Annotated in this window: 25 protein-coding genes and 5 pseudogenes; 17 read left to right on the forward strand and 13 right to left on the reverse strand. The window is 68.0% G+C overall.

Annotated elements, in window-relative coordinates; all coding sequences use genetic code 11:
* Positions 1-89: 89 nt before the first annotated feature.
* Positions 90-350 (forward strand): annotated as a pseudogene (locus AB0A61_RS39395) (IS630 family transposase); the annotation flags it as partial.
* A gap of 154 nt (positions 351-504) precedes the next feature.
* Positions 505-684 (forward strand): hypothetical protein, encoded by a 180-nt coding sequence (locus AB0A61_RS39400; RefSeq protein ID WP_361303972.1) that lies wholly within the window; start codon positions 505-507, stop codon positions 682-684.
* A 117-nt stretch (positions 685-801) separates the two neighbouring features.
* Here AB0A61_RS39400 and AB0A61_RS39405 read toward each other — a convergent pair whose 3' ends face one another.
* The gene (locus AB0A61_RS39405; RefSeq protein WP_361303975.1) at positions 802-1,176 is read right to left on the reverse strand and encodes a PIN domain-containing protein; all 375 of its coding nucleotides are present in this window, start codon (positions 1,174-1,176) and stop codon (positions 802-804) included.
* A complete protein-coding gene (locus tag AB0A61_RS39410) occupies positions 1,173-1,427 on the reverse strand; it encodes a hypothetical protein (RefSeq protein ID WP_361303978.1) in 255 nt (84 codons plus the stop codon). Before AB0A61_RS39410 ends, AB0A61_RS39405 begins: the two co-directional genes overlap by 4 nt.
* 476 nt (positions 1,428-1,903) lie before the next feature.
* Between AB0A61_RS39410 and AB0A61_RS39415 the strand changes: the two genes are divergently transcribed.
* The 3 genes and pseudogenes from AB0A61_RS39415 (at position 1,904) to AB0A61_RS39425 (ending at position 4,843) form a co-directional block, all read left to right on the forward strand.
* Positions 1,904-3,103 carry an IS110 family transposase gene (locus AB0A61_RS39415; protein WP_361304041.1) on the forward strand — a complete coding sequence of 400 codons (1,200 nt, stop codon included), beginning with the start codon at positions 1,904-1,906 and terminating at the stop codon, positions 3,101-3,103.
* 232 nt (positions 3,104-3,335) lie between these two features.
* A pseudogene (locus AB0A61_RS39420) lies at positions 3,336-3,697 on the forward strand (IS3 family transposase); the annotation flags it as partial.
* Positions 3,645-4,843 (forward strand): IS3 family transposase gene (locus AB0A61_RS39425; RefSeq protein ID WP_361303981.1). Its coding sequence is split into 2 segments (ribosomal slippage): positions 3,645-3,933 and positions 3,933-4,843, totalling 1,200 coding nucleotides; the frame shifts between segments, so codons are not numbered across the junction. The pseudogene AB0A61_RS39420 and the gene AB0A61_RS39425, both read left to right, overlap by 53 nt.
* Positions 4,844-4,963: 120 nt before the next feature.
* On the opposite strand, the gene AB0A61_RS39430 is transcribed toward AB0A61_RS39425, so the two are convergent.
* The 6 genes from AB0A61_RS39430 to AB0A61_RS39455 form a co-directional block, all read right to left on the reverse strand.
* The gene (locus tag AB0A61_RS39430; protein WP_361303984.1) at positions 4,964-5,428 is read right to left on the reverse strand and encodes a hypothetical protein; all 465 of its coding nucleotides are present in this window, start codon (positions 5,426-5,428) and stop codon (positions 4,964-4,966) included.
* Positions 5,429-5,800: 372 nt separating this feature from the next.
* A complete protein-coding gene (locus AB0A61_RS39435) occupies positions 5,801-6,238 on the reverse strand; it encodes a hypothetical protein (RefSeq protein ID WP_361303987.1) in 438 nt (145 codons plus the stop codon).
* Positions 6,235-6,750, reverse strand: a complete 516-nt coding sequence (locus AB0A61_RS39440; protein ID WP_361303990.1) for an RHS repeat-associated core domain-containing protein — start codon at positions 6,748-6,750, stop codon at positions 6,235-6,237. The genes AB0A61_RS39435 and AB0A61_RS39440 overlap by 4 nt, the downstream gene beginning before the upstream one ends.
* A gap of 257 nt (positions 6,751-7,007) precedes the next feature.
* Positions 7,008-7,592 carry a class I SAM-dependent methyltransferase gene (locus tag AB0A61_RS39445; RefSeq protein WP_361303993.1) on the reverse strand — a complete coding sequence of 195 codons (585 nt, stop codon included), beginning with the start codon at positions 7,590-7,592 and terminating at the stop codon, positions 7,008-7,010.
* Between the two features lie 155 nt (positions 7,593-7,747).
* Entirely contained in the window at positions 7,748-8,071 is a 324-nt protein-coding gene (locus AB0A61_RS39450) for an AzlD domain-containing protein (protein ID WP_361303996.1), read from the reverse strand.
* Entirely contained in the window at positions 8,071-8,775 is a 705-nt protein-coding gene (locus AB0A61_RS39455) for an AzlC family ABC transporter permease (protein WP_361303999.1), read from the reverse strand. Before AB0A61_RS39455 ends, AB0A61_RS39450 begins: the two co-directional genes overlap by 1 nt.
* 67 nt (positions 8,776-8,842) lie before the next feature.
* Between AB0A61_RS39455 and AB0A61_RS39460 the strand changes: the two genes are divergently transcribed.
* The 5 genes from AB0A61_RS39460 (at position 8,843) to AB0A61_RS39480 (ending at position 13,304) form a co-directional block, all read left to right on the forward strand.
* Positions 8,843-9,430 carry an XRE family transcriptional regulator gene (locus AB0A61_RS39460; RefSeq protein ID WP_361304002.1) on the forward strand — a complete coding sequence of 196 codons (588 nt, stop codon included), beginning with the start codon at positions 8,843-8,845 and terminating at the stop codon, positions 9,428-9,430.
* A 44-nt stretch (positions 9,431-9,474) separates the two neighbouring features.
* Positions 9,475-10,101 carry a recombinase family protein gene (locus AB0A61_RS39465; RefSeq protein ID WP_361304005.1) on the forward strand — a complete coding sequence of 209 codons (627 nt, stop codon included), beginning with the start codon at positions 9,475-9,477 and terminating at the stop codon, positions 10,099-10,101.
* 348 nt (positions 10,102-10,449) lie between these two features.
* Complete coding sequence (locus AB0A61_RS39470) at positions 10,450-11,508, forward strand: site-specific integrase (RefSeq protein ID WP_361304008.1); 1,059 nt, start codon at positions 10,450-10,452, stop codon at positions 11,506-11,508.
* A complete protein-coding gene (locus tag AB0A61_RS39475; RefSeq protein WP_361304011.1) occupies positions 11,508-11,834 on the forward strand; it encodes a helix-turn-helix transcriptional regulator in 327 nt (108 codons plus the stop codon). The genes AB0A61_RS39470 and AB0A61_RS39475 overlap by 1 nt, the downstream gene beginning before the upstream one ends.
* Before the next feature lie 3 nt (positions 11,835-11,837).
* Positions 11,838-13,304: a hypothetical protein gene (locus tag AB0A61_RS39480; RefSeq protein WP_361304014.1), complete on the forward strand. Its 1,467-nt coding sequence runs from the start codon at positions 11,838-11,840 to the stop codon at positions 13,302-13,304.
* A 152-nt stretch (positions 13,305-13,456) separates the two neighbouring features.
* Here the strand turns inward: AB0A61_RS39480 and AB0A61_RS39485 are convergent, their stop codons facing one another.
* Complete coding sequence (locus tag AB0A61_RS39485) at positions 13,457-14,071, reverse strand: hypothetical protein (RefSeq protein ID WP_361304017.1); 615 nt, start codon at positions 14,069-14,071, stop codon at positions 13,457-13,459.
* Between the two features lie 692 nt (positions 14,072-14,763).
* On the opposite strand from AB0A61_RS39485, the pseudogene AB0A61_RS39490 reads away from it, so the two are divergent.
* The 5 genes and pseudogenes from AB0A61_RS39490 to AB0A61_RS39510 form a co-directional block, all read left to right on the forward strand.
* Positions 14,764-14,841 (forward strand): annotated as a pseudogene (locus AB0A61_RS39490) (hypothetical protein); the annotation flags it as partial.
* 521 nt (positions 14,842-15,362) lie between these two features.
* Positions 15,363-15,848 (forward strand): annotated as a pseudogene (locus AB0A61_RS39495) (helicase associated domain-containing protein); the annotation flags it as partial.
* Between the two features lie 151 nt (positions 15,849-15,999).
* Positions 16,000-16,176, forward strand: coding sequence for a helicase (locus tag AB0A61_RS39500; RefSeq protein ID WP_361304044.1), 177 nt, complete (start codon positions 16,000-16,002; stop codon positions 16,174-16,176).
* A gap of 417 nt (positions 16,177-16,593) precedes the next feature.
* The gene (locus tag AB0A61_RS39505; RefSeq protein WP_361304020.1) at positions 16,594-16,905 is read left to right on the forward strand and encodes a hypothetical protein; all 312 of its coding nucleotides are present in this window, start codon (positions 16,594-16,596) and stop codon (positions 16,903-16,905) included.
* Positions 16,906-17,030: 125 nt separating this feature from the next.
* Positions 17,031-17,591 (forward strand): hypothetical protein, encoded by a 561-nt coding sequence (locus AB0A61_RS39510; protein WP_361304023.1) that lies wholly within the window; start codon positions 17,031-17,033, stop codon positions 17,589-17,591.
* Between the two features lie 218 nt (positions 17,592-17,809).
* Here the strand turns inward: AB0A61_RS39510 and AB0A61_RS39515 are convergent, their stop codons facing one another.
* Complete coding sequence (locus tag AB0A61_RS39515) at positions 17,810-18,124, reverse strand: hypothetical protein (protein ID WP_361304026.1); 315 nt, start codon at positions 18,122-18,124, stop codon at positions 17,810-17,812.
* 312 nt (positions 18,125-18,436) lie between these two features.
* On the opposite strand from AB0A61_RS39515, the gene AB0A61_RS39520 reads away from it, so the two are divergent.
* The gene (locus AB0A61_RS39520) at positions 18,437-18,616 is read left to right on the forward strand and encodes a hypothetical protein (RefSeq protein WP_361304029.1); all 180 of its coding nucleotides are present in this window, start codon (positions 18,437-18,439) and stop codon (positions 18,614-18,616) included.
* Positions 18,617-18,766: 150 nt separating this feature from the next.
* Positions 18,767-19,015 (forward strand): annotated as a pseudogene (locus tag AB0A61_RS39525) (helicase associated domain-containing protein); the annotation flags it as partial.
* A 70-nt stretch (positions 19,016-19,085) separates the two neighbouring features.
* Here AB0A61_RS39525 and AB0A61_RS39530 read toward each other — a convergent pair.
* The 3 genes from AB0A61_RS39530 to AB0A61_RS39540 all read right to left on the reverse strand — a co-directional run bounded on the left by AB0A61_RS39530 (position 19,086) and on the right by AB0A61_RS39540 (position 21,490).
* A complete protein-coding gene (locus AB0A61_RS39530; protein WP_361304032.1) occupies positions 19,086-19,682 on the reverse strand; it encodes a hypothetical protein in 597 nt (198 codons plus the stop codon).
* Positions 19,683-20,299: 617 nt separating this feature from the next.
* Positions 20,300-20,722: a hypothetical protein gene (locus tag AB0A61_RS39535; RefSeq protein WP_361304035.1), complete on the reverse strand. Its 423-nt coding sequence runs from the start codon at positions 20,720-20,722 to the stop codon at positions 20,300-20,302.
* Between the two features lie 639 nt (positions 20,723-21,361).
* Entirely contained in the window at positions 21,362-21,490 is a 129-nt protein-coding gene (locus tag AB0A61_RS39540; protein WP_361304038.1) for a hypothetical protein, read from the reverse strand.
* Positions 21,491-21,933 lie beyond the last annotated feature (443 nt).

Here is a 21,933-nt window from a genome sequence, read left to right on the forward strand (position 1 = left end):
ACCCGAACCCTCTACGACGAAGCCATCGCCTGGGCCCACCACGCCCAGCTCCAACCCGCTTCCGGTTGACACCAAACACGATGAGATGTCTGACCACAAAGAAGGACACCCGGGTCGGCGACTGGGCCGCGGCCAACAACGTCGAGTTCGCCTACACGCCGACCAACAGCTCCTGGCACAACCGCATCGAAGCCCAGTTCACAGCCCTGCGCTACTTCGCTCTCGACGGCACGGACCATGCCAGCCACAAGGAACAGGGCAGCATGATCCGCCGCTACATCATCTGGCGGAACAAGCACGCCGCAGACAAACGCCTACGCGAAGTCGTGAACAGGGCGAACGTTGCCTGATGCGGCACTAGCTCGACGACCGCATTCACACCGTGCGCGCCGAACTCGACATCGCCGGCCTCACCTCCATGATCCCCCCTCGAACTCGCTGCGGCGTTCCATCAGGCCGTACTCGAGGACCACGACGCTCTTGCCGCCACCCTTTCCCGGCTGCGTGAACAGACCCAGAACGGCGACTACGCCCTACTACGTCGACATCGCCGACTACATGGCCGACCTGCCCCTGACGCAGGTATCCGGCGCCCGGTGGCTCGACGGCAAACCAGCCACCCGTCAGCGGTGGCGCGCCCTGGTCACCGCCCGCCGCAACCACCTGGACATCGACCAGACGTGAACCGGTAGGGCGGCAGGCAGCCCGCACTCAGTACCCCTGCCGTGACACCCCGTCCGTAATCCTCTGACCAGCGGGCACAGAGCTGCGGCCGGCGCCGCAGACCCGCCAGGCCGAAGCTCAGGTCGGGTTCAGTGGAGTGATGCCGGTCCCCGCGTACAGCTCGGGTTCCAGCGACAGGACAGTGAGTGGTTCCCCCGCCTTCACCGCCTGCCGAGCGATCGCTGCCGCGTGCGCCACCGGCCAGTCGACGTTTCTCCAGTCCATCGCATCTACCGCGTGCGCCGCGGTGAACGGCACGTTCTCCGCGAACCGCAGGGACGCCGCGTGCTGGCCGGCACCGGCGACCTGTCGTTCGGCGGCCAGCATGGACAGCGACGGGATGATGACCCGGCCAGTGCCACGCGAGGCCTCGATATAGAGGCCGGTGAAGAAGGGATCCGCACGGAACAGGGCGGCCAGAGCGGTGTGGTCTAGGACGGCCGTCAGGTTCATGCGGCGGCGCCGCCCTGATGGGCGCGGATCTTCGTCCAGGCGTCCTGGCCGGCCTGCTGGACCTGCTCGGTGTACTCGATGCCGAGCTCACGGGCAGCCTCCCGGGCGCGCTGCTCCCGCTCGGCCGCCGTGAGCTCCCGGGTAGCGAGATCCTCCAGCAACTCTGTGATGGTGGTGCCGCGCTCCTGCGCGAGGATACGCAGCCGGTCGCGCACTTCCTCGCTGGTTTTGATGCTCGTCGGCTTGCTCATAGAGCCGATTCTACCGCCGGTAGACACGATGGGGATCACGTTTTCGAGCACGCCGTCGGCGCAGCCGGTGGACCACCAGGGGCGGCCCTCCCGGATGGCGGGGCGACTCGAGACGGCATGGCCCCTGGGGTCGGATGCCATGGCTGACCCCGCCACGCGGCCGATTCCAGTCACAACCCTGTTGCCTGGCCGAATCCAGTGCCATCCTGTGACCGCGGTGATCCTCTTCCTCCCCCCCGTTACCGTCTTCGTGGCTCCGCAATGGGGCCTCCGGCCTTCGGGTCCGGCATGACTTCCCCCCCTTGTTGTTGATGATCCGGGGGGTGGTGTCACCGGGCCCGGAGGCATCGACGGACCGCTGATGAGGGGCTTGAGCACCGGCTTACCCGAGCCGGAAGAGCTCCCGTAACGTGGGTGTGGCAGATCGGTGCCGAGGTAAGGCCGGACGAAAGCGTGAGCGGAGGGGCTCGCACGTGATCGACACGCGTGACATCGACGTCTTCCTCGGCCTGGACGTCGGCAAGGGCGAACACCACGCCACCGCCGTCACACCGGCCGGCAAGAAGGCCTTCGACAAGCGTCTGCCCAACACGGAGCCCAAGCTCCGCGAGCTGTTCGCCAAGCTGAAGGCCAAGCACGGAACGGTGCTGGTCGTGGTCGACCAGCCGGCCTCGATCGGCGCCCTGCCCCTGGCTGTGGCCCGCGACATGGGCTGCGAAATCGCCTACCTACCCGGACTGACGATGCGGCGGATCGCCGACCTCTACCCGGGCGAGGCGAAGACGGACGCGAGGGACGCGTTCATCATCGCGGACGCGGCCCGCGCGATGCCCCACACACTGCGGGCGATCGACGGCGAGGACGAGACCATCGCCGAGCTGGAGATGATCGTTGGGTTCGACGACGACCTGGCCGGCGAGGCAACCAGGGTCGCGAACCGCCTGCACGGCCTGCTCACGCAGATCCATCCGTCGCTGGAGCGGGTGCTGGGGCCGCGGTTGCAGCACCCGGCCGTCCTGGCCCTGCTGGAGCGGTTCGGGTCACCGGCCCAGATCCGCAAGGCCGGACGGCGACGGCTGGTCACCCTGTTACGGCCGAAGGCACCGCGGATGGCCGAGCGGCTGGTCGAGGACATCTTCGCCGCTCTGGACGAGCAGACGGTCACCGTTCCGGGGACCGAGGCGGCCGCGCTGATCGTCCCGAGCCTGGCCGGCTCCCTGGCCGCTGTCCTTGATCAGCGCAAGTTGCTGGCCGGGCGGATCGAGGAACTGCTGGAGGCCCACCCTCTTTCGAAGGTCCTGAGGTCGATGCCTGGAATCGGCGTCAGGACCGGAGCCCGCATCCTGATCGAGGTCGGCGACGGCAGCACCTTCCCTACCGCCGGCCACCTCGCCGCCTACGCAGGACTCGCCCCCGCGACCCGCAGTTCCGGATCCTCGATCCGCGGCGAACAACCCTCCAGACGGGGAAACAAGCAGCTCAAACGGGCCTTCTCCCTCTCCGCGTTCGCGGCCCTGGGCGACCCGGCATCGCGGACCTACTACGACAAGAAGATCGCCCAGGGCAAGCACCACACCCAAGCCCTGCTCTGCCTCGCCAGACGCCGGGCCGACGTCCTCTTCGCGATGCTCCGCGACGGAACCTTCTACGAACCCCGGCCAGCCTCAGCCGGCTGATCCTCAGCGGCCTCGCCGCAGACAGGACAGTCCCATTCATCGAGGCAGTCGATCACGACAGGGTGATTACAAAAGACGCACGGACGCATGCCCTCATCACCTGATGCCTGCACACGCGCTTCATCGCTCATGGCAGGCAGAGTGCCAGACGGCCTCCCGCCCAGCACTCACCACCTTGACCAAAGAGATAGGGGCACGTTACCCGCTTGAGCTCCGCCGTCGTGCGGTGCGCATGGTCGCCGAAGTGCGCGACGACTACCCGAACGAAACAGCGGCCCTGCAGGCGGTCACGGACAAGCTCGGCATCGGTTCCCGTGAGACGCTGCGGAGCTGGGTGAAGCAGCATGAGATCGACGCGGGGCAACGTCCGGGGACGACGACGGAGGAGTCCGCCCAGCTCAAGGTGTTGAAGAAGGAGAACGCCGAGCTGAAGCGGGCGAATGAGATCCTGAAGGCCGCGGCAAGTTTCTTCGCGGCCGAGCTCGACCGGCCACACACGCGCTCGTAGCGTTCATCGACGAGCACCGGGACCGCTTCGGCGGTGTCGAGCCGATCTGCAGGACGCTCACCGAGTACGACTGCAAGATCGCCCCAGTCGCGGCCCGAGGCGACGATCCGGCAGGTCGCCGCCGATCTGGGAATCAATCCCGAGACCTTGCGGAACTGGGTCCGGGCAGCCGGCGCGAGCCGGCCTCGGGGACGCCGGGCGGAGGTGCCGACCGAGCCACCGACGCCGTTGGAGGCGGAGAACGCGGCCCTGCGCAAGAAGGTCCGCGAGCTGGAGGAGGAACGCGAGATCCTGCGCAAGGCGGCGAAGTATTTCGCCGGGGAGACGCGCTGGTGAACCGCTTCCAGTTCGTTGCCGACCACCACCGCCGCTACGGCGTGAAGCGGCTGTGCACCATCCTCAACATCGCCCGCTCCAGCTTCTACTACTGGCGTCGGACGGCCGCGGACCGGGCCGCCCGGCAGGCGGCCGACGCTCGCCTCGCCACCCGGATACGGGCCGTGCACCGCGAGTCGGACGGCACCTATGGCGTTCCGAGGATCACAGCCGAGCTCCGCGAGGCGGGTGAGCGCGTCAACCACAAGCGGATCGCGCGTGTGATGCGGGGCGCCGGTCTGGCGGGCGTGCGCTTGCGCCGCAGGCACCGCACCACTGTTGCGGACCCTGCCGCGGCGAAGGCCCCGGACCTCGTCGGCCGCGACTTCACGGCAAGCGAACCGAACACGAAGTACGTCGGCGACATTACCTATCTCCCGCTGGACGGCGGGAAGTTCCTCTACCTGGCCACCGTCATCGACCTCGCCTCACGCCGCCTGGCCGGCTGGGCCATCGCGGACCACATGCGCACCGGTCTCGTCACCGACGCCCTGGCCGCCGCCGAACGGACCCCCGGCAGCCTCGCCGGAGCGGTCATGCACACCGACCACGGAGCCCAGTACACCAGCCGGGCCTTCGCCGACGCCTGCCGCCAAGCCGGCGTCCGCCAGTCCATGAGCGCGATCGGCAGCTCGGCGGACAACGCGCTCGCCGAGCCCTTCAACGCAACGTTCAAACGCGAGACACTTCAGGGCCGCAAGCACTGGTCCAGTGAACGCGAAGCCCGCCTCGACGCGTTCCGCTGGCTCAACCGCTACAACACCCGACGCCGTCACTCCCGCCTCGGACACCGCAGCCCGATCGCCTACGAGACAGCGTCCGAAACAACATCAACTACGCTGGCACCAGCCGCATAACCCGTGTCCAGGATTCGGGGTCAAGGCCCGATGGTTCCATCGCCTGTCCGCGGGACACGGAACACATGCACCACCTGCGGTTCGGCAGCGCGTGCACGCAGATAGAGCAGGGCAAGCTGCTCAGAGGGATGCATTTTCGGGAAAGGCTCCGGTGGAATACAGGACGACGGCCGGCTGCCACTGGCGTGCCACGACCGCCCGGAAGCCCTGATGCCGTCGAGATGTAATCAAAGAGGCAGGGAGCAGAATGCCGAACAGCGTCGTGTTCGATGGCGGCACTATCTGCCCCATCATCGCCCCGAGTGGGTCTGCGGGTGTCGGCGGGCTGCCATGAGAGAGGAGGTCGCTCATGTCGGGTACGAGCACGACCGGCTGCTCGCGTAGTCTCGCATTGACAACCGTTGCTGCCTCTTCCCATCCCGGCGTCGCTTCGAGATCGGCCCTGCTAAGACGCTGCACCGCGGGATGGACTCGGGCCATGCTTACGACCGCTGGTGCACTGCCGCCAAGGCCGGTTCCAGCCTGGAGAACCGACTCGAAGAACAGCCCTGACGGCTCTGGGTTGTCTCCAGTCGGATCTGCCACAGACGCCACCCTCATCCCTCCGCCGGGCCCTCGCGATAGAGCGCAGTCTATGGCGAGTGATCGCCCGAGAGGGCGGGTCCCTGCAGGTTGGTGACATCGAGGGCGGACAGTCTGGCCGCCAGCCCGGGGCTGTATCCGTCCTCGCTACCAGGTCCTCGCGCCGTCGCCCAGCTCGTCCCTTGTATCAGGTTGCGGCGGCGGCCGGCGAGAGCCCCCTGACCTTCCGCCGGTCGGGCCAGGTGGCCAGCACGCAGATGGTCCTCATCGATGAGGCCGACGCGTGCGAACCGGCTGACGTTCGAGCGGCTTCAGCAGGGGTTCGCCCAGCGAGGGGCGGCTGGGGTGGGCGTGGCAACGCCACGCGCAGCACCTTCAGCCTTCCTCACCTGGTACGAGGGGACGGAAATCGGCGACGGCGTTTTCCCAGTCGAATCTGACCGTGTCTTCCGGAGGAAGGCTGCGGCCAAGGGCCTCCGCCGCGTGCAGCACGGCGGAGGTCAGCTCCGGAGAGGTTGTCCGGGCGATGACGCCGTTCTTGCCAGCGACCGACAGACCGTCCTTGTTTCGCCGCACCACAAGTTTGAACGAGGTGTCGGCACCGATGTAGCTGAGCACGCGGGCGTCGCCCTGTAGAAAGCCGCGCAGGCTGTCCAGCAACTGGATGACCGAGAGGTAGATCATCATGCCCTGGTCGGGGACGTGGCCGGACGAGTCTGCCGTGCCGAGATCCCCGGTGACGACCATGTCGCCCATGTCGAACCCGTGGGGGGCGCCTTGGTCGGGCCGCACGGTGAACTGGAAAGTGATCACGGGGTGTAGCTCTTTTCTACCGGGAAGAAGGTGATGACGCGGTTTCCGTCGTGCGAGTCGACGATGAGCCGGTAGCGGGCGGACAACCCGTTCACGGTCATCCTCTTTTCGAAGGTCTGGAGCTGACGCCCAGGAGGCGACGTTCGCTGGCCTCGCTCGACCATTATCTTGATGGCCTTCTCCACCTGATCACGAGTGGTGGACGGAGGCATGAGATCGCCGTGGCCTTTTTGGGCGGTTCCCGAGATATGCCGTTTGTCGATGTGGATCCAGCCCTCCTGGTCATTCCCGGTCTCCAGCCTGGGAGTAGTGCGGCAGAGCGCGAGACCGTGTGGGTCCGTCCAGGTGAGCGGGTGAGGGCCGTACCAGTAGGGGTGCGGGCCGGCTTCCAGACCGAGTGGATCCGGGGAGAGGTATGCCGCGGTCTCCGGGTCGTAGTAGCGCTGTACCTTCTGGTGCAGGCCGGATTCGGCGTCGGCGTACTGGCCGGGAAAACGCAGGGGGCAGTCCACGGACTCGGTGTCGTCCGCGGGAGCGGTACACCATGGTCCGGAGTTCATGGAGCGGATGCGCCAGGAGTTCCTGCACCACGCACCGACCGGGGAGTGGCGGCACCGGCGACGAGCGCGCCTCATCGTCGCAGACAAGTAGTTCGGCGCGGTGCTGGAGGTAAAGACCCACCGACGGTGAGGTGGTGGGCCAGAAGCACGGTGGTGAACAGGGCGAAGGCAGCCTGATCACCTGACGGTCTTCGCGCTCTTGAACGCTCTCAAGGCCGGGCTGACCGCACCGCCATAAGGAGCCCGCTCGCCCAGGCCATGCGGACGGAGCGAAAGTCCTCTCGTTCTTCCAGGTCGGTCAGGAGGCGCTTGACCGAGGAGCCGTGGTCTTCTGGCCAACCAGGCTGCGGGTCGAGGTCGTCGATCAGGTACGTTCCGCCAAGGGCCACGAGTTGCAAGGCCTGTTCCAGGTGCGTGAACTTGCCGGGCCAGGTGTCCGCGAACACCAAGTCGAACGGTTCCCCGTCATAGTTCTGTAGCCATTCGCCGCCGTCTCCGGCCACAAAGGTCACCCGTGGATCGGACCTCAGCTGCTCGCGGGCGACTTTCTGCACGGCCTCATCGAGTTCGATCGTGACCAGATGAGAAGCGCTGTCCATCCCGCTGAGAAGCCAGGCGGTGCCCTCGCCCACACCCGTGCCGAGTTCGAGGATGCGGCTACCGGGACGGGCAGCCGCAAGGACGGCCAGCAAGCTGCCGGTGCGCTCCTCGCAGGACATGGTGAAGCCCGCTTCGCGCGCCGCAGCACGCAGGGCCGGTAGAGAAGCCGGGAATCGGCTCGGCGTGTCGTCCATCCGGGGATCATGGAGCCGCCGTGCCTGCCCCGCAACACCTTTTGCCGCCCCTTCAGCGGCTCCCGGCCAGTCCCTGACACCGTGATGTCTCCGCACGTCAGATCAATCGGCCCGGTAGGGAGAGCGACGCACGCCGTGCCCTGACCAGCCGCACCTCACTCAATGCCAATCAGCCGGAGCACGGCAGCCGTGGCGGCGGCGCTGAGAACGACCACCAGGAAGGGAGCCTTGCGCCAGGCCAGTAGTCCGCCGAGCAGCACCCCGGCCGGGCGGGCAACCCCGGCGGCACCGGCCCCTTCGGTCAGTGCGGTAACGGCCACCATTGCCGTCAGGAGCACGGTGGCCGACGCCTCCAGCAGTTTCTCCGCGCGCCGCGGAAAGTTGATCCTGGCCCTCAGCAGCGGCCCGGAAAGCCGAAGTAGGAAAGTCCCCGCTGTGAGTCCCAGCATTGCGGCGAGCAGCTGAGTCGCGGTCGGCATCAGGATGCCTCCTTCTTCGCAGTCGCACCCGTGGTTGCGTCCGTCGAGCACCTGTAGACCGCGAGCCCGGCCAGGGCGGCCAGCACCGGGATCCCGGCAGGCAGGAACGGGACGCTCAGCAGCGCAAGTGCGGCGCCGAGCAGGGCGGGACGGCGGACTCCGGCATCCCGCAGCGCTGGGAGGATCAGCGCCAAGATCACGGCCGGGAACATCGCGTCCAACCCGAAGGCATCCGTGTCCCGCATGACCGAACCCACTGCCGCCCCCAGCAGGGCACCGGTGGGCCAGCACACCAAGATGCCCAGTCCGCAGGCCCAATACGTGGCTTTCTGGCGGCCCACGCCCTGCTGGGCCATGGCGAAGACCACGGTTTCGTCGTTCATCAGGTGAATGCCGAGCGCCCTGCGCCAGCCTCGCCCAAGCACGTCGGGGACAGCCAGACCGAAAGGCAGATGGCGCGCGTTGACCAGCAGGCCGGCCAGCAGCGCCGCGATCGGGCTGCCCCCACCAGCGATGATCCCTATGAAGAGGAATTCGGAGGACGCCGCGAGCACCAGCGCTCCCATGAGCACCGGGAACCAGAGCGGAAAACCCGAAGAGGCCGCTGTCGCACCGTACGACAGGCCAACCACCCCGACCGCCAGGCAGACCAGAGCGATATCGCGCCAGAGGCCCCGATCGATGGTTCTCCATATCGAACGCATGTTGTTTATAATGAACAAGACCCTTGTGTTCGTCAAGGCGAACGACTGTCCAGTGGAGCGAACGAGCATGGCAGCAGACAACACGTCCCCCGGCGCCGATCCGGAAGACCACCCGCCGATGGCGGTCATCGCCGCCTCGCTGCGTAGAGAGCGCGCACACAGTGGCCTGTCACTCACCGAGGTCGCCCGGCGGGCCGGCATCGCCAAGTCCACGCTCTCCCAGTTGGAATCCGGCGCCGGGAACCCGAGCCTGGAGACGCTCTGGGCACTGTGCGTTGCATTGAAGGTGCCCTTCGCCCAGCTGGTCGCCCGGCCTGAGCCGAAGGTCCAGGTGATCCGGGCCGGGGAGGGGCCTGCGGTGATCTCTTCACAGGCCGACTATCGGGCGATCCTGCTGAGCTCGTGCCCCCCAGGGGCCCGGCGCGACCTCTACTTCATCGCAGCCGAGCCGGGGCCGCAGCGCGCCTCCGACCCTCACATGCCAGGGGTGGTGGAGCATGTTGTACTCAACACCGGCCGGGCGATGGTCGGCGTCGCCAACGACCCCGTGGAGTTGTACGCGGGCGACTACATCGCCTACCCGGGCGACGTACCGCATACCTTTCAGGCGCTGGAGCCCGGAACCCGTGCCGTACTGATCTCCGAACACACGTAGCGAGACCGGCGCCTCCGGGAAGAACGGCGAACCCCTCGGCGCACTTGAGCCGGGAGACGGTTGCGGCTGCATGCGGGGCGAGGCACGACGCCCTCGAAGCCTCCGGCGTGCACCGGCTGTTCCAGGAGCAGATCAGCACCCGGGTCAGGGAGCGCCCCGAGATGAAGGCTGCCCTGGCGGCAGCCCGCGAGTACCGCTCGCTCGGCACGAAGGTCACCCTCGTGGTGCACGAGATGAAGCGACTGGGCCGCGGCGCCCTGGAGCTGCTGAAGGTCGCCGAGGAACTGCGGGACGCGGAGATCGAGCTTGAGTTCCTCACCGGCCCCCTGGCAGGGAAGCACGACCCGGCCGGACATGGCGCCGCCCTGTTCGCCTTCTTCGCCGCCATGGCGGAGTCCGAGCGCGACTACATCCGCGACAAGACCCTCGAAGGCCAGGAAACCGCCCGCAAGAACGGCAAGGCGATCGGCGGCGTCAAAGTCTCCGACGAGGACATGCTCGCCACCGCCCTGCGCCTGCGTGACGACGAACGTCTCTCGCTGCGTGAGATCGCCTCCCGCCTCGTCATCCGCACAGGCAAGAAGCGCGGCCAGCACCCCGCCCCGGCCACCGTCATGCGCATGCTGCGCGAGCACGACGAGCAGGAGACCGCAGCCGCACAGCGCACATGACCGACCCTCAGTTGACCAAGATCGTTCTCACCGATACTGGCTGTTCCGCTGGTCCTACTGACGCCAATTGCATCGGATGCGAATAGGAGACACTCATCCTGGAGGTTGGCCTGAGACCGTCTGGAAGCGGTCCCACCAGGGACGCTGGCGTCAGAACCACGGTAGCGGCCACCTCGGGGGACACCCGCGGATCTCACTCCATCGAGCGATTGAACTGCGATGACGCCTCCAAGTCGCATCTGATGCGAAATTCTCGCGTCAGATGCGATAGACGGAGAGTGATGGCGGATGGGTGGGGACGGTCTCGTTCCAGGGTCTGCTCGGCTGCACCTAATCGACGGTCTGCCGTTGCTGCGACCGGACGAGCAAGTCTTCGAGGCGATGGTCAAGGGCTGGCGTAACCAGCAGCTCGCCCGGAATCTTTCACTGGGGTACGTCAATGACCAGGAACGTACGGTCCGGGCGTTCACCCGGCACGCCGATGCGATGCCGTGGCAGTGGACGCCTCAGCACGTCGATGAATGGTCAGCCGATCTGCGGGCCGTGCACGGCTGTGTCCGCTCCACCCTGCGCAACTACCAGGGCTCAGTACGGCAGTTCTGCGACTTCCTGACCAACCCAGCCTATGGCTGGAGCGACGAGTGCCTGCGGCACTTCGGTACTCACCCAGTCCAGGTGGTCTATGACTGGAACGCCGCGACGCACGCCGACGAAGCCGAGGGCGAGCCTGAACGCCGAGCCTTCACCAAGCCTGAGCTGGAGGCGTTCTTCGATCATGCCGACGAGGAGGTCTTACGCGTTCGCGGCAAGGGCCGCAAGGGCTGGCTGCCGGCCTTCCGGGATGCCGCCTTGTTCAAGGTCGCGTACGCCTATGGCCTGCGACGCAACGAGACCCGGATGCTGGATCTCACCGATTTCGGACGCAATCCGGAGGGCCGGGAGTTCGGCGAGTACGGCACCCTGTTGGTCCGCTACGGCAAGGCCAAAAAGGGGTCGCCGCCCAAGCGCCGCAGCGTGCTGACCGTCTGGCACTGGACGCCCCACACGATCGAGGAATGGATCAGCGAGGTGCGTCCCGGGATGCGGCACTCGACCAGCCGGGCCCTGTGGCCATCCGAGCGAGGCCCGCGGATCGGGCTCCAACGGCTGGACTCCCGCTTCGCCGCCTACCGGGACGCCATCGGCCTGGACTCCGCGCTGGAGTTCCACTCGCTACGCAGGTCCTACATCACCCACCTGATCGAGGACGGCCACGACCCGCTGTTCGTCCAGCATCAGGTCGGCCACGACCACGCCTCCACCACCGCGATCTACACCTGCGTCTCCTCCGACTTCCGCACCCGTTCCCTGCGTCGCGTCCTGGACGCCACCATCGAGGCCGCGCTGCGGCCGGGAAGGACCTCCTGATGCCACGCCAGATCACCTACCGGTGGCGCCTGCGCGAGCTTATGGCCGCCCGCGGCATGTTCACCGTCGCCGAACTGATGCCGCACCTGACCGAGCGCGGCATCACACTGTCCTCCTCCCAGGTCCACCGTCTGGTCTCCGGCACCCCGGAACGGCTGTCCCTGCCTGTGCTGGCCACCCTCTGCGACATCCTCGACTGCACGCCCACCGACCTGATCGCCACCTCGGCCCAGAACCTCCCGGCCCGCCGCGCCGCCGGCGAAGAGGCGCCGATCAACCTGGCCGCTCGCCGACCCACACGGGTGCGGCTGACGCCCGAGGGGTGAGCGTTGACACCCGAGGAGTACGAGCGGTGGATGATCCGCGACTGCGCACGCTGCGGCCGCCGCGCCTCGAAGTCCGCCGAGTGGTCGGAGGGTCCGATCTGCCGAACCTGCTACGACCGCGCGATGCGAGTCCGTGGCCGCTGCCCCTGCTGCGACACCGACCGGCTGCTGCCCGGCCGGGACACCGACGGCGCACCCATCTGCCGTGACTGCGCGGGCATCGCCCGCGACTTCTTCTGCGATCGCTGCGGCTTCGAGGGGCTGCTGCTTGGCGGACGCCTCTGCGAACACTGCACCCTCGCCGACAACCTCGCCCGCCTCCTCGACGACGGCACCGGCCGCGTCGCCCCGGCGTTCCTGCCGCTGGTCAAGGTCCTGCTGGAAATGGATCGGCCCAAGAGCCGACTAATCTGGTTGCGCAACCCCAACGTCGTCCGGCTCCTCCAGGGCCTGGCCACGGGCAGTATCCCGCTCTCCCATGACGGGCTGCACCAAGAGGCCCCCTGGCGGACCGTCACGCACCTGCGTGACCTGCTGATGGACAGCGGTGTCCTCCCGCGGGTCGACCGGCAGCTCCTGCTATACCAGCGCTGGCTGACCGAGCGACTCGCCACCATTGAGGACCCCGAACACCGCCAACATCTCCGCCATTTCGCCACCTGGCACCAGATGCGGCGCCTGCGGACGAAGGCGGAGAAGGGGCCGCTGGGACGCTCCCAGACCAACCACACCAAGCAGGAAGTCACCCAGGCCGGCGCCTTCATCACGTGGCTCGCCGACCGAGGAAGTGCGATCGGGCAGTGCCAGCAGACCGACATCGACGCCTGGCACACCGAGGGTCTGGCAACCCGCCGCCCGTCCCAGTCCTTCCTGCGGTGGTGCATGAAGACCGGCCGGATGCCCCGCCTCACACTGCCGCCGACGGTCATCACCCAGGACTCGGAACCGCTGCACCAGCACCGCCGGCTCGCGATCCTCCGCCGGGTCCTCAACGACGACTCGCTGCCCCTGCGGGCCCGGGTCGCCGCCGCGCTCGTTCTCCTCTACGCGCAACCCGTCAGCCGTATCGTTTGCCTCACCATCGACGACGTCACCGACGACGAGACCACCCTCACCGTCCGGCTGGGAGACCCCCCGTCACCGCTGCCGCAGCCCGTCGCCGACCTGATGCGGGCCTACATCCAGTCCCGGCAACACCTGCCCTACGCCAGCAGCAGGAGCTCACAGTGGCTCTTCCCCGGCCGCCAGCCCGGACAGCCCATGAACCCGGTCAGCCTCCAAGTCCACCTGCGTGAGATCGGCGTCCCTCCACAGCGCGGCAGGGCCTCCGCAATCCGTCAGCTCGTCCTCCAGGCACCGGCCCCCGTCATCGCGAAAGCACTCGGCTACCACGACAAGACCGCCACCCGCCTGGTCACCGAAGCTGGCGGAACCTGGAGTCGGTACGCCCCGGGTGACCACAGCCAGTGATTGCTACAGGCCGTCATTAGCGCCCGTCTGCACGAACCGCAGCGACGAAGGTGATCAAGGAACTCGACTTCGTGCACTAGCCGGCGCCCGAACCCGTCCTCGAACGGCGGGCAGCGTTACCTGAGCGTCTCTCCTCTTCCCTTCGTCATGGGTCACGCCATGTCGGACCAGGGGCTGTTCGTTGGCGTGGTACTCCTCGGAGGGCAGCTGTTGAAGTGGTACTCCTCGGAGGGCAACGAGTCCCATTCGGTATTCGCGCCATCGCGCGGCACCATGAACAGCGGACGCGATCGGAGGACCTCCCCGACCCGTTGCGCGCGCATGACGATCCCGGGATCATCCGGTGCTGCGTAACCCTCGGGCATGATGCGAAACTGCACGTCCATCGCCTCGGCATAGGCGATTGCGTCGCTCTCCAGCTCCGCCATGTCCCTCCCGACCAGCGGGAGACCGTCGTACGCGACCTGGGGACCCTGCACGGCGTCGGCAGCGATGCAAAACAGCCCCACAGCCTGGCTCAGATAGGCCGTGACGGCAGGCGGAGAAGGAGCGGCCTCGCGACGGTGGACTTCGACCTTCCAAGTCGGCGAGAAGATCGCGTGGTCCCGTGCACAATCGCTGACCTTCGTCTGGCCGAGTATCTCAGCCGCCTCGATCACTTCGTCGACGGTCATACCGAACCGAAGCGGTCCGACGCCGACAGCCGACGCATAGGACCACTCGTCCCAGTCGGCGACTCCGAGTTCGGCTTCGGCCTCGAACGCCATAGTCGCTCCTCTAGAGAACCTGAGCACTTGTCGTCGCCCATCTTGCCAATCGCCGACCAGCAGGCAGCAGGGTCCCGCCGCGCTCGCGCAGATCACTCAGCGTGAGCCCCATCTGAGCTCGGCTGCGAATACGCGACACCTGAACATGCGAGCTCACCAGTCCCATGGCCGGGCCGGGCCGACGCGGCCGGGACGACGACCGGTTCAACCGTCTTCTGACCATCTGACATGAGACGCCCCGTTCACCGCTTCCATGGACCCTCGATATGGGGAGCTCATGGGGGATCCACGACCGCGAACCGGGCCGCCGCATCACGGATGGAGTGCCTATGACGGACATCACACGTCTCCTGTCCGGATTCTTTGCCGGTCCGCCCGACGACCGGGACCGGGACCGGGAGGTGAACGTAGAAACACACACGAAGGAGCAGCATGTTGCCTATCGAGGTCCCTCTCCGCATGACGCTTGATGAGGCGGTCAAGGGGAGCGAGAACCCGTTCATCGAGGTGACCACACTGGAGGGCCTCGCCAACAGCCGCACTCCCTCGACCCGGTTGCAGTCGAAAGCCGCCAGCAGACAGTGCTGGTGGCTCCTCAAGGGGGGCTCGGCGGGTGTGGACCTGGTGGCCATCCCCACCGGCGTCGGGTCCTGGATGAGTTCTCCAAGGGGATCGCTGCTGACGGCACAGTCATGGAGAAGACGTTCCTCGGCTCCGTTCGCGTGCTCGGCGAAGGCATCGATACATCCCACTGTGATTCCGTGTACTTCGCGGACGTTCGCGGCTCCATGCCCGACCTCGTCCAGGCCGTCGGGCGGGCGTTGCGGATGCAGCCGGGAGAGGGCAAGGTCGCCTCGCTCGTGGTGCCCGTCCTGCTCGGGCCCGATGAGACGGTCGACAGCATGCTGACCTCGCGGGCCTTCGGTGGCCTGGCCAAGCTGCTGGAAGCGCTCAGGGCGCACGACGCCAGGGTCGTGGAGGCTCTGGCGCAGCCCCAGGCGCCAAGCCGTGTCAGGGGCGTACAGAGCCGCAGCGGGGCGGAGGAGGAGGGAGCAGACAGCGACCGAAGCGACCGACTCTCGGTGCCGGCCCGGGAACTGCTGAAGTTCAGCACGCCCCGCGACCCGGCGCAGCTGGCCGCGTTCATCAACTTGCGCGTCCTTGACCCCGAACATGCCCACTGGCGGCGCGGCATCGAGGCCGCGGTCCTCTACAACCGGCTGCACGGCGCCTGCGCGTGCCCTTCACCTACCGCGTCCCCACCGCGGGCAGCGACGACCAGGAGCAGGAGGTGGAGAACGGCGAGGGGTGGCCGGCCACGCTCGCCGGTTTCCCGCTTGGGCAGTGGATCGCCGACGCCAGGCGCGTCTACGCCCGTGGCGACATGGACGCCGACCGCATCGCGCAGCTGGAGAAGCTCGGCATGGTCTGGAACATCGCGGACGAACGCTTCCAGGAGAACCTCGCGGCCGCCCGGGTGTACTACGAGGAGCACTGGACCCTGTGCGCGCCCCGCGACGCCACCGTCCTGGACCGGCGGGTGGGCCAGTGGCTGTCCAACCTCCGGCGGCCCGGTGCCCTGGACGGGCGCCCCGAGTGGGAAGCCGCGCTGAAAGCCGTCGACGAGGACTGGAACCCCCCATGGCCGGCCGACTGGCAGCGGCACTACGCCGCACTGCGCGAACTCCAACGCGACGAACAGGGCCCGGCACACATCCTGCCGGGGCTCACCGTCCACGGCATGGACATCGGCAAATGGCTCGCCCGGCAGCGGACACCGAAGGTCTGGGCGGCCCTGGCAGACGGGCAGCGCGAGCGCCTTCAAGCCGTCGGCGTCCTCCCTCCGGAGCCGCAGGCCGCCGAGCAGCCGTCCACGGCGCCCGTGGGGGCTTTCGAGCGGGGCGTAGCGGCCCTGCCGCACAGGCTCCGTGACCGTCCCCAGGGCCCACGTAGAACGGCTGGAGGACGGCACGGAGGTCAAGCTCGGGGTATTCCTGAGCAACACCAAGACCCGCCGCGCCACCCTCACCTCCGGCAAACTCCAGCAGCTCGCCGACCTCGGACTCGACTGGGCAGCAACGCAGACAAACGGCGTCGCTCGCTGAGCGTCCCAGAACGCGTAGCCCGGCGCTGGACACCGTCTTCCGTACGCGATGCGTACGAAAGATGGACCGTAAAACGGGGGCCCGCGCGGATCAGCGCGGGCTCCGCTTGCTCCGCCTCCTCGGCGCCCGCTGTGCGAGTCCGGCGTTCCAGGCGCGGGTTCGCTGAATTGCGCAGGAGACCAGCGCGTCGGTCCAGTTCGGATGCGTTCGTAGCGTCGCCCTGACCGCCCTGCGCGACCGTTTCGCCGGACGGTGCTGGGGGCGACCGTCCAGCCAACGATTCAGCCGCCGTTCGATGCAGCCTTCTGTGGGGCGAGCGCGGCCTGAAGCCGGTCCAGGCGTTCGTAGAGGGCGCGGACGTCGTTGAGCGGCTGGGGCACGGTTCGCTGAACCGGTGGTGCAGGGGTCTGCCCTTTCTTGGTCTGCGGCGCAGAGGGGGCTCTTCACGGCGCCGAGGCCCTGGGCTACTACCAGACGGCCGTCGGCGTCGCCGAGCTCTCCTTGCCGGAGGCCTTCTACGGAGTTCTGGCCTGGAGCGAACTGGACAACCGCCCCTTCCACCGAGCGCAGCACGGCCTTGGACTGACGTGGTGGAGACTGGGCGAAACGAAGAAGGCGGAGGCCGTCTTCGGCAACAGTCTGTGGACCAATCCTGACGACAACCAGGGGATCCGGTACCTGATCGGGCCGGTGAAGAAGGGCGTCGCGTGGCATCCGCAGGCCGGGTAGCAATCGCCCGTTCGGGTTTTCCGTGCAGGTCTGCCGGGCGGCCCTGGAGCCCACAACAGCTCTGCCTGCTGGGTCGGTTGGCCGTACGGTCCAACCACTGATGAGGCTCCCCCTAGACTGTGGCGGTGCGGAACACCAAGGCCTTCAAGGAGGCCGTTGCCGAGACCCTGGCGGAACTGGCCCGGCGGGGCGTGACGCTTGCACCGGCGATGGTCGAGGACACCATCGACAGGAACGTCAGCACGGCGGCCGAACGCCTGGGTATCCAAGTGCGCTCGGCCTGGCGGCATTTCGACGCGGCCGCGCTCGCCGACAACCTCGCCAACAGCGCGCGCAGCTTTGAGCAGAGCAGCGCCAACAGCGGTGTGGGACAGGCGCCCATGCCGCCGCTCGACAACCCCGAGCTCGCGCTGGTCCTCGCCAGTGTCCCGAACGCCCTCGCCCAGAGCGGCGGCGACCTGTACAGCGCCATCCTCAACGTCGCGGTCAACGCATGGATGGCCGGCCACATCCACGGCGAGGACGGCTGCGCCGGGTGCGACGGCAGCCGCGGCCCGTCCGGCCACGACTGGGAAGCCCGGATGCGGACCATCACCGAGTTGCAGCCGGACATCACCAAGTGGTTCGACCGGGACGTGTGGACCCGCGCGGTCAACAGCTCCGGCTTCGCCGTCACCCGCCGCTGACCCCTGGATGCTGGTCTGCCGCGCGGCGTGAAGCACTGGTAGACAGCGATGGCCCCCCTGAGGGCGGGGCCTTGGCGTCATCTCCACTCAGACTGCTGCCCGGAACACAGTTGCGGTACAGAAAGTGCCGCCGAGATTGATCTTGCTGAGGTCGGCGAGTTCGTGCCGCCTCAAGCTGGCGGGGACGGCGCTGGCGCGCAGCTCAGACCTCTGAGCGGTTACTGGTTCTCCGGGGGCAACCCGGCGTTCTGCCGGTCGAATGCCCGTTGGCGATCGGCGTACGACCGCTCGGTGTTGGCAGGTCCCGCCGTCCGGGTGGGCTCGGTCACCTGGTCTGTGCCGTAGACGTAGTGCGTGGACTCACTGTCGTACGTCGACTTGTACAGCTTGACGGCATACAGGTTCTGGTCGGCGTTCACGCACGTGACCTCACGCACAATCCCGTCGTAGTACACGCCGTTGCTGCTTTCGCGGTGGCTGACGATGCGCACGGCACGATTCGGGTCGGGCTGGAGTTCTGCAACCGTGGCCACGCCGAACCTCCTTCACTCCGGGAGAAAGGTGGGGGAATTCCCCTTTCATCACCCTTGCATGCTGGTCCTTGGTCCGCTACTCGTGAATTACTTGCGGGGGCCCGCGCGGATCAGCGCGGGCTCCGCTTGCTCCGCCTCCTCGGCGCTTCGCCGACAAACGCATCGCCGACCTACAACACCGCGCGTGGGCTCCCCGGTCATGCGGCACCGTCCGGTGTCGGCACGGCGCGCAGACCGGCGCTCCTCGTGCTCGTGAGCGCCGCCTCACCCCCGTGCGGGGCCAGCAGGGTCATCCGGCTGACTCCCCAGCGCGTGGCCCGTTTCCTCGGGGAACTGAGCAAGCCGGGCACCACCGTCATGGCGGCCGCCGCCGCCATCGGCGTGAGCAGCGCGGCGATCTACCAACGGCGCGGCCGGGACGCGGAGTTCACCAAGGCCATGGACGATGCGCGGGCATCCGCCCGACAGGCCACCCCCAGCAGGCCACGTTGAATGGGACACAGCTTTACGGCTCGCGGCCAGCCCGCCAACGTCCTTAGGGTGCGGGGGCGGGGTTGTGTCGGCCCGCCGCCGGTAGAGCCCCGCACCTCGCACTCCCCCTCTGGTCAGGCCCCCATAGGGCGCCCCGACGGTGTCCCGGCGCAGGCCGACAAGTGGGCGCTGAACTACGCGGCCGCCAAGCAGTTCTACGAGCGTGAGGGACACCTGCGGGTGCCGAGGAAGCACATCGAGACGATCGCCATCGGCGGCGGGAAGGAGGGCAGCGGCCAGGACCAGGAGGAGCGACAGCTCCGGCTTGGTGCATGGATCGGGAACCAGCGGAGCAGGGCCGCCACGCTGTCGCCGGAGCGGATCGAGCAGCTCTCCGCGATTGGGATGCGCTGGGCGTAGCCGTGCAGGCACAGCAGCGGGGCCGGGCAGGGTGATCCTGTCCGGCCCCGCTGTCATCCTGGGAAACGAGTTATCGGCCACGGACTTGCCGGACCCATGTGCCGCTGTATATGTCCCAGCAGATCACAACACTCCGCCCTCGCGAATCAGGAGCCGCCAGGGCTTCGAGGTCCGCTGCAGCGAGAGCCTCCAGCGCTTTGTTGGGCAGGCCTGATGGAACGTCGAAACTCAGGCCGGTCTCGTCCTCGTGGATGGTGATCGAGGGAAGGCGCCGGTACTGCCGCCGCCCCATCAGCGAGGCAAGGCGGGTACGGGCCTCCTCAAAGGCCCGGCTGCCGGCAGTTGCGGCGATGGATTGAATGAAAGGGACGAGGGTGGCCGTTGCCACCGCCACCAGGAGCTCGCTCTGGCCCCCTACATCGGATCCTGGCGGGATGCGACGCATCGCTGCCTCATGATCGGCCTGCGCTAAGAGAGGATGCCCCAAGACCTCACTCCAGCGTGTTTGGTAGACCGCTGCGTACAGGCGAACGAGGTCTTCCTGGGCGTTCTGGACGCTCTTGTCGGCGAGAATCTCATCCAGTCTTCGAGTCAGTGTGGCCTTGTCGATCCAGTAGTCACGGAGATACAACTCGTCGATGAGAGCATCTGTGCCGGTCTGCGTCATACACCCTCCCGCTTCGTGACGATCAGCCATCAGGATTGTCGTACCTGATTCACCGTCGACGCGGAGGTTCACGAGGAAGCATCACTACGGCGGCCCTGGATCCTGATCAGAAGCAGCAGCATCCCCGGCCGACCGCGTAGTGCGCGTCCCACTCGTCCACCGCGACTACCGTGCGCATGATCACGCCCCACTGCTGCTGCCCACCGTGCGCGAGGCCCTCGTCAGCCAGACCGGTGCCGCCGGAGCCCAGGAGTCCTGAACCGGCGGCTGTCAGTCACTCTGGGACCAGCGCTGCCAGGAACTCGCCCGACCGCCTTCAAAGGGAGCCCGGACGCCGACACCAATCGCCTGTGCGCAGTGCCCAGGCTTCGTGTGCGGACAATGTGGCGAGCAGCCGGCGAGCGCGCTGGGCGTCCCGTGCCGGGTCTGCGAGCCGGTGGCGCTCCTGTCCGAAGCCAGGCCCGACGGCGCCTCAACTGGCGGGTCGACCAGGTCGCCGAACTCGCCCGGGTCGCCGGCGTGAGCCCGTCCCACTTCACCCGAGTCTTCCGCGCCTCCACCGGGCAGTCCGGCCGCGGGCAGCGGCTGGGCCAGCTGTCCGCGGCCGGGTTGGTGGCTCAGCGGATGCGGACCGTGACCACGGTGGAGGCGTGCAGCAGCACGGGGTGGTGGTCGTGCTTGCTGGTCAGGCCGTACAGCACTGCGCGGAACTGCAGGTCGCCGCGGTGCGCGGCCGAGCCGCGTGCGGTCACCCGTGCGTCGCCCTTGACGGGGGTGCTGCAGTTCTCCTGGTGCCATGGCTGCTTGCCGGTGCGCTCCTCAAGGCACAGCTGGTGCAAGTACCCGGCGCTGTCGTCGTCGCCGTACGCCGCGACGGTGATGGTCTTGCCGACGTGCGCCGTGTGGGGCGCGGTGATGCTGACGTCGCCCTTGGCGAACGCCGGCACAGCGGCCAGCGCCACCGAAGCCAGACCCAGCGCACCGATCACAGCCGCCCGGCCGCCGGCCGCCTTCATCCCGGTCTTCTTCGTCCTGGTCATGGACTCTTCCCTCTCGTGAGTCTCCCCCGCAGGGTCAGACCCACCCCCTTGTCGCGAGGGCGCCCGGTTGGCGCCCTCGCCGATCATTGAGAGGAGCAGCCCTTCCGCCCGGTTGTGCGCCACCCGGCGCCGTTACAGATCCACGACAAAACCCGCCGGCCAGCCTGATCCCACCAGCGGCAGCCGAACCGCTCCCTTGCACTGGGCAGCTCAGAGCACGGGGTGTATGTGATCGGGCGGTAGCGCCGGGAGCGGGTCTGTACGGTCTTCGGCCCTGTCTCACATTCGGTTTGCGCCGTGAGGTGCTGTTGGTTCGAGTGGAGGTGGAAGACCTGCACCAACCTGCTGTCGCAGCAGTCGGGTTGAAGCTGAGGGCAGCCTGATCCGGGTGATGCCGGGGAGGGCGACCGCGCGCGCGGGGCCGCCGCGAGCGGCCCCTCCCGTGGTGTGGGAGCGCGGCGCGCGCGGCTGCCTGCGGCGATCCGCCAGGCGGTCCGCGGGCGGCGTGCACCCCTGCGGCTGGAGGCGAGGCTGGACGGCAGTGGCCGGGGAGGGAGCCGCGCGGGCCCCTGACACGACGGCGCCCGCCCGGGATGGATGAGGACCCGGGCGGGCGCAGGGACTGGCGGGGTGTCGTCCTTACGGGCGCGCCGCGGACGAGGCGAAGGGGCGCGCGGCGAGGTCCTCCCCCGGGCGGGCACACGGCCGGGCGGACTCGTCCGGGCGGATGACGGAGAGCGGGCGGGATGTGGACGGGCGCTGGGTCATCGAAGGCTCCTCGAGAGGGTGAAGATCGGTCGGATAGAGGTGATCTCAGCAGCAGCGGCCCAGGATCGCCAGGGACAGAAGCGGGCAAATTTCGCTTATCCCTGGGGGTGGGAGAAGAGTTGGTGCAGCGGTCTGGAGTGCGGGACAAATGCGCGTTCACGCTCTCGGCCCGGTCCGTCCGGCGAACCTTCCAACAGGCCCGTCGCTCCCGGCGTGCCACTGCCGGGTGCAGCCCTCGGCCATGCCTGCTTCCGGCGGAAGGCGGCGGGCGGCCGTCGGCCGCCGCGGGCACTGCGCGTGGTCGACGCGCGGCAGGGGCGCGGCGCGCGCGGTCATGTCCCGCGGGGTGCAACGCCGTTGCATTAGCCGTCAGGCCCGGCGTCAATGTCTCCGTCCTTGACCATCTTGAAGTCCAGCGTGTACGTCTGCACGGTGCGCGGATG

The sequence above is a fragment of the Streptomyces sp. NPDC046197 genome (genome assembly GCF_040646295.1).
In the GTDB taxonomy this organism is placed as follows: Bacteria; Actinomycetota; Actinomycetes; order Streptomycetales; family Streptomycetaceae; genus Streptomyces.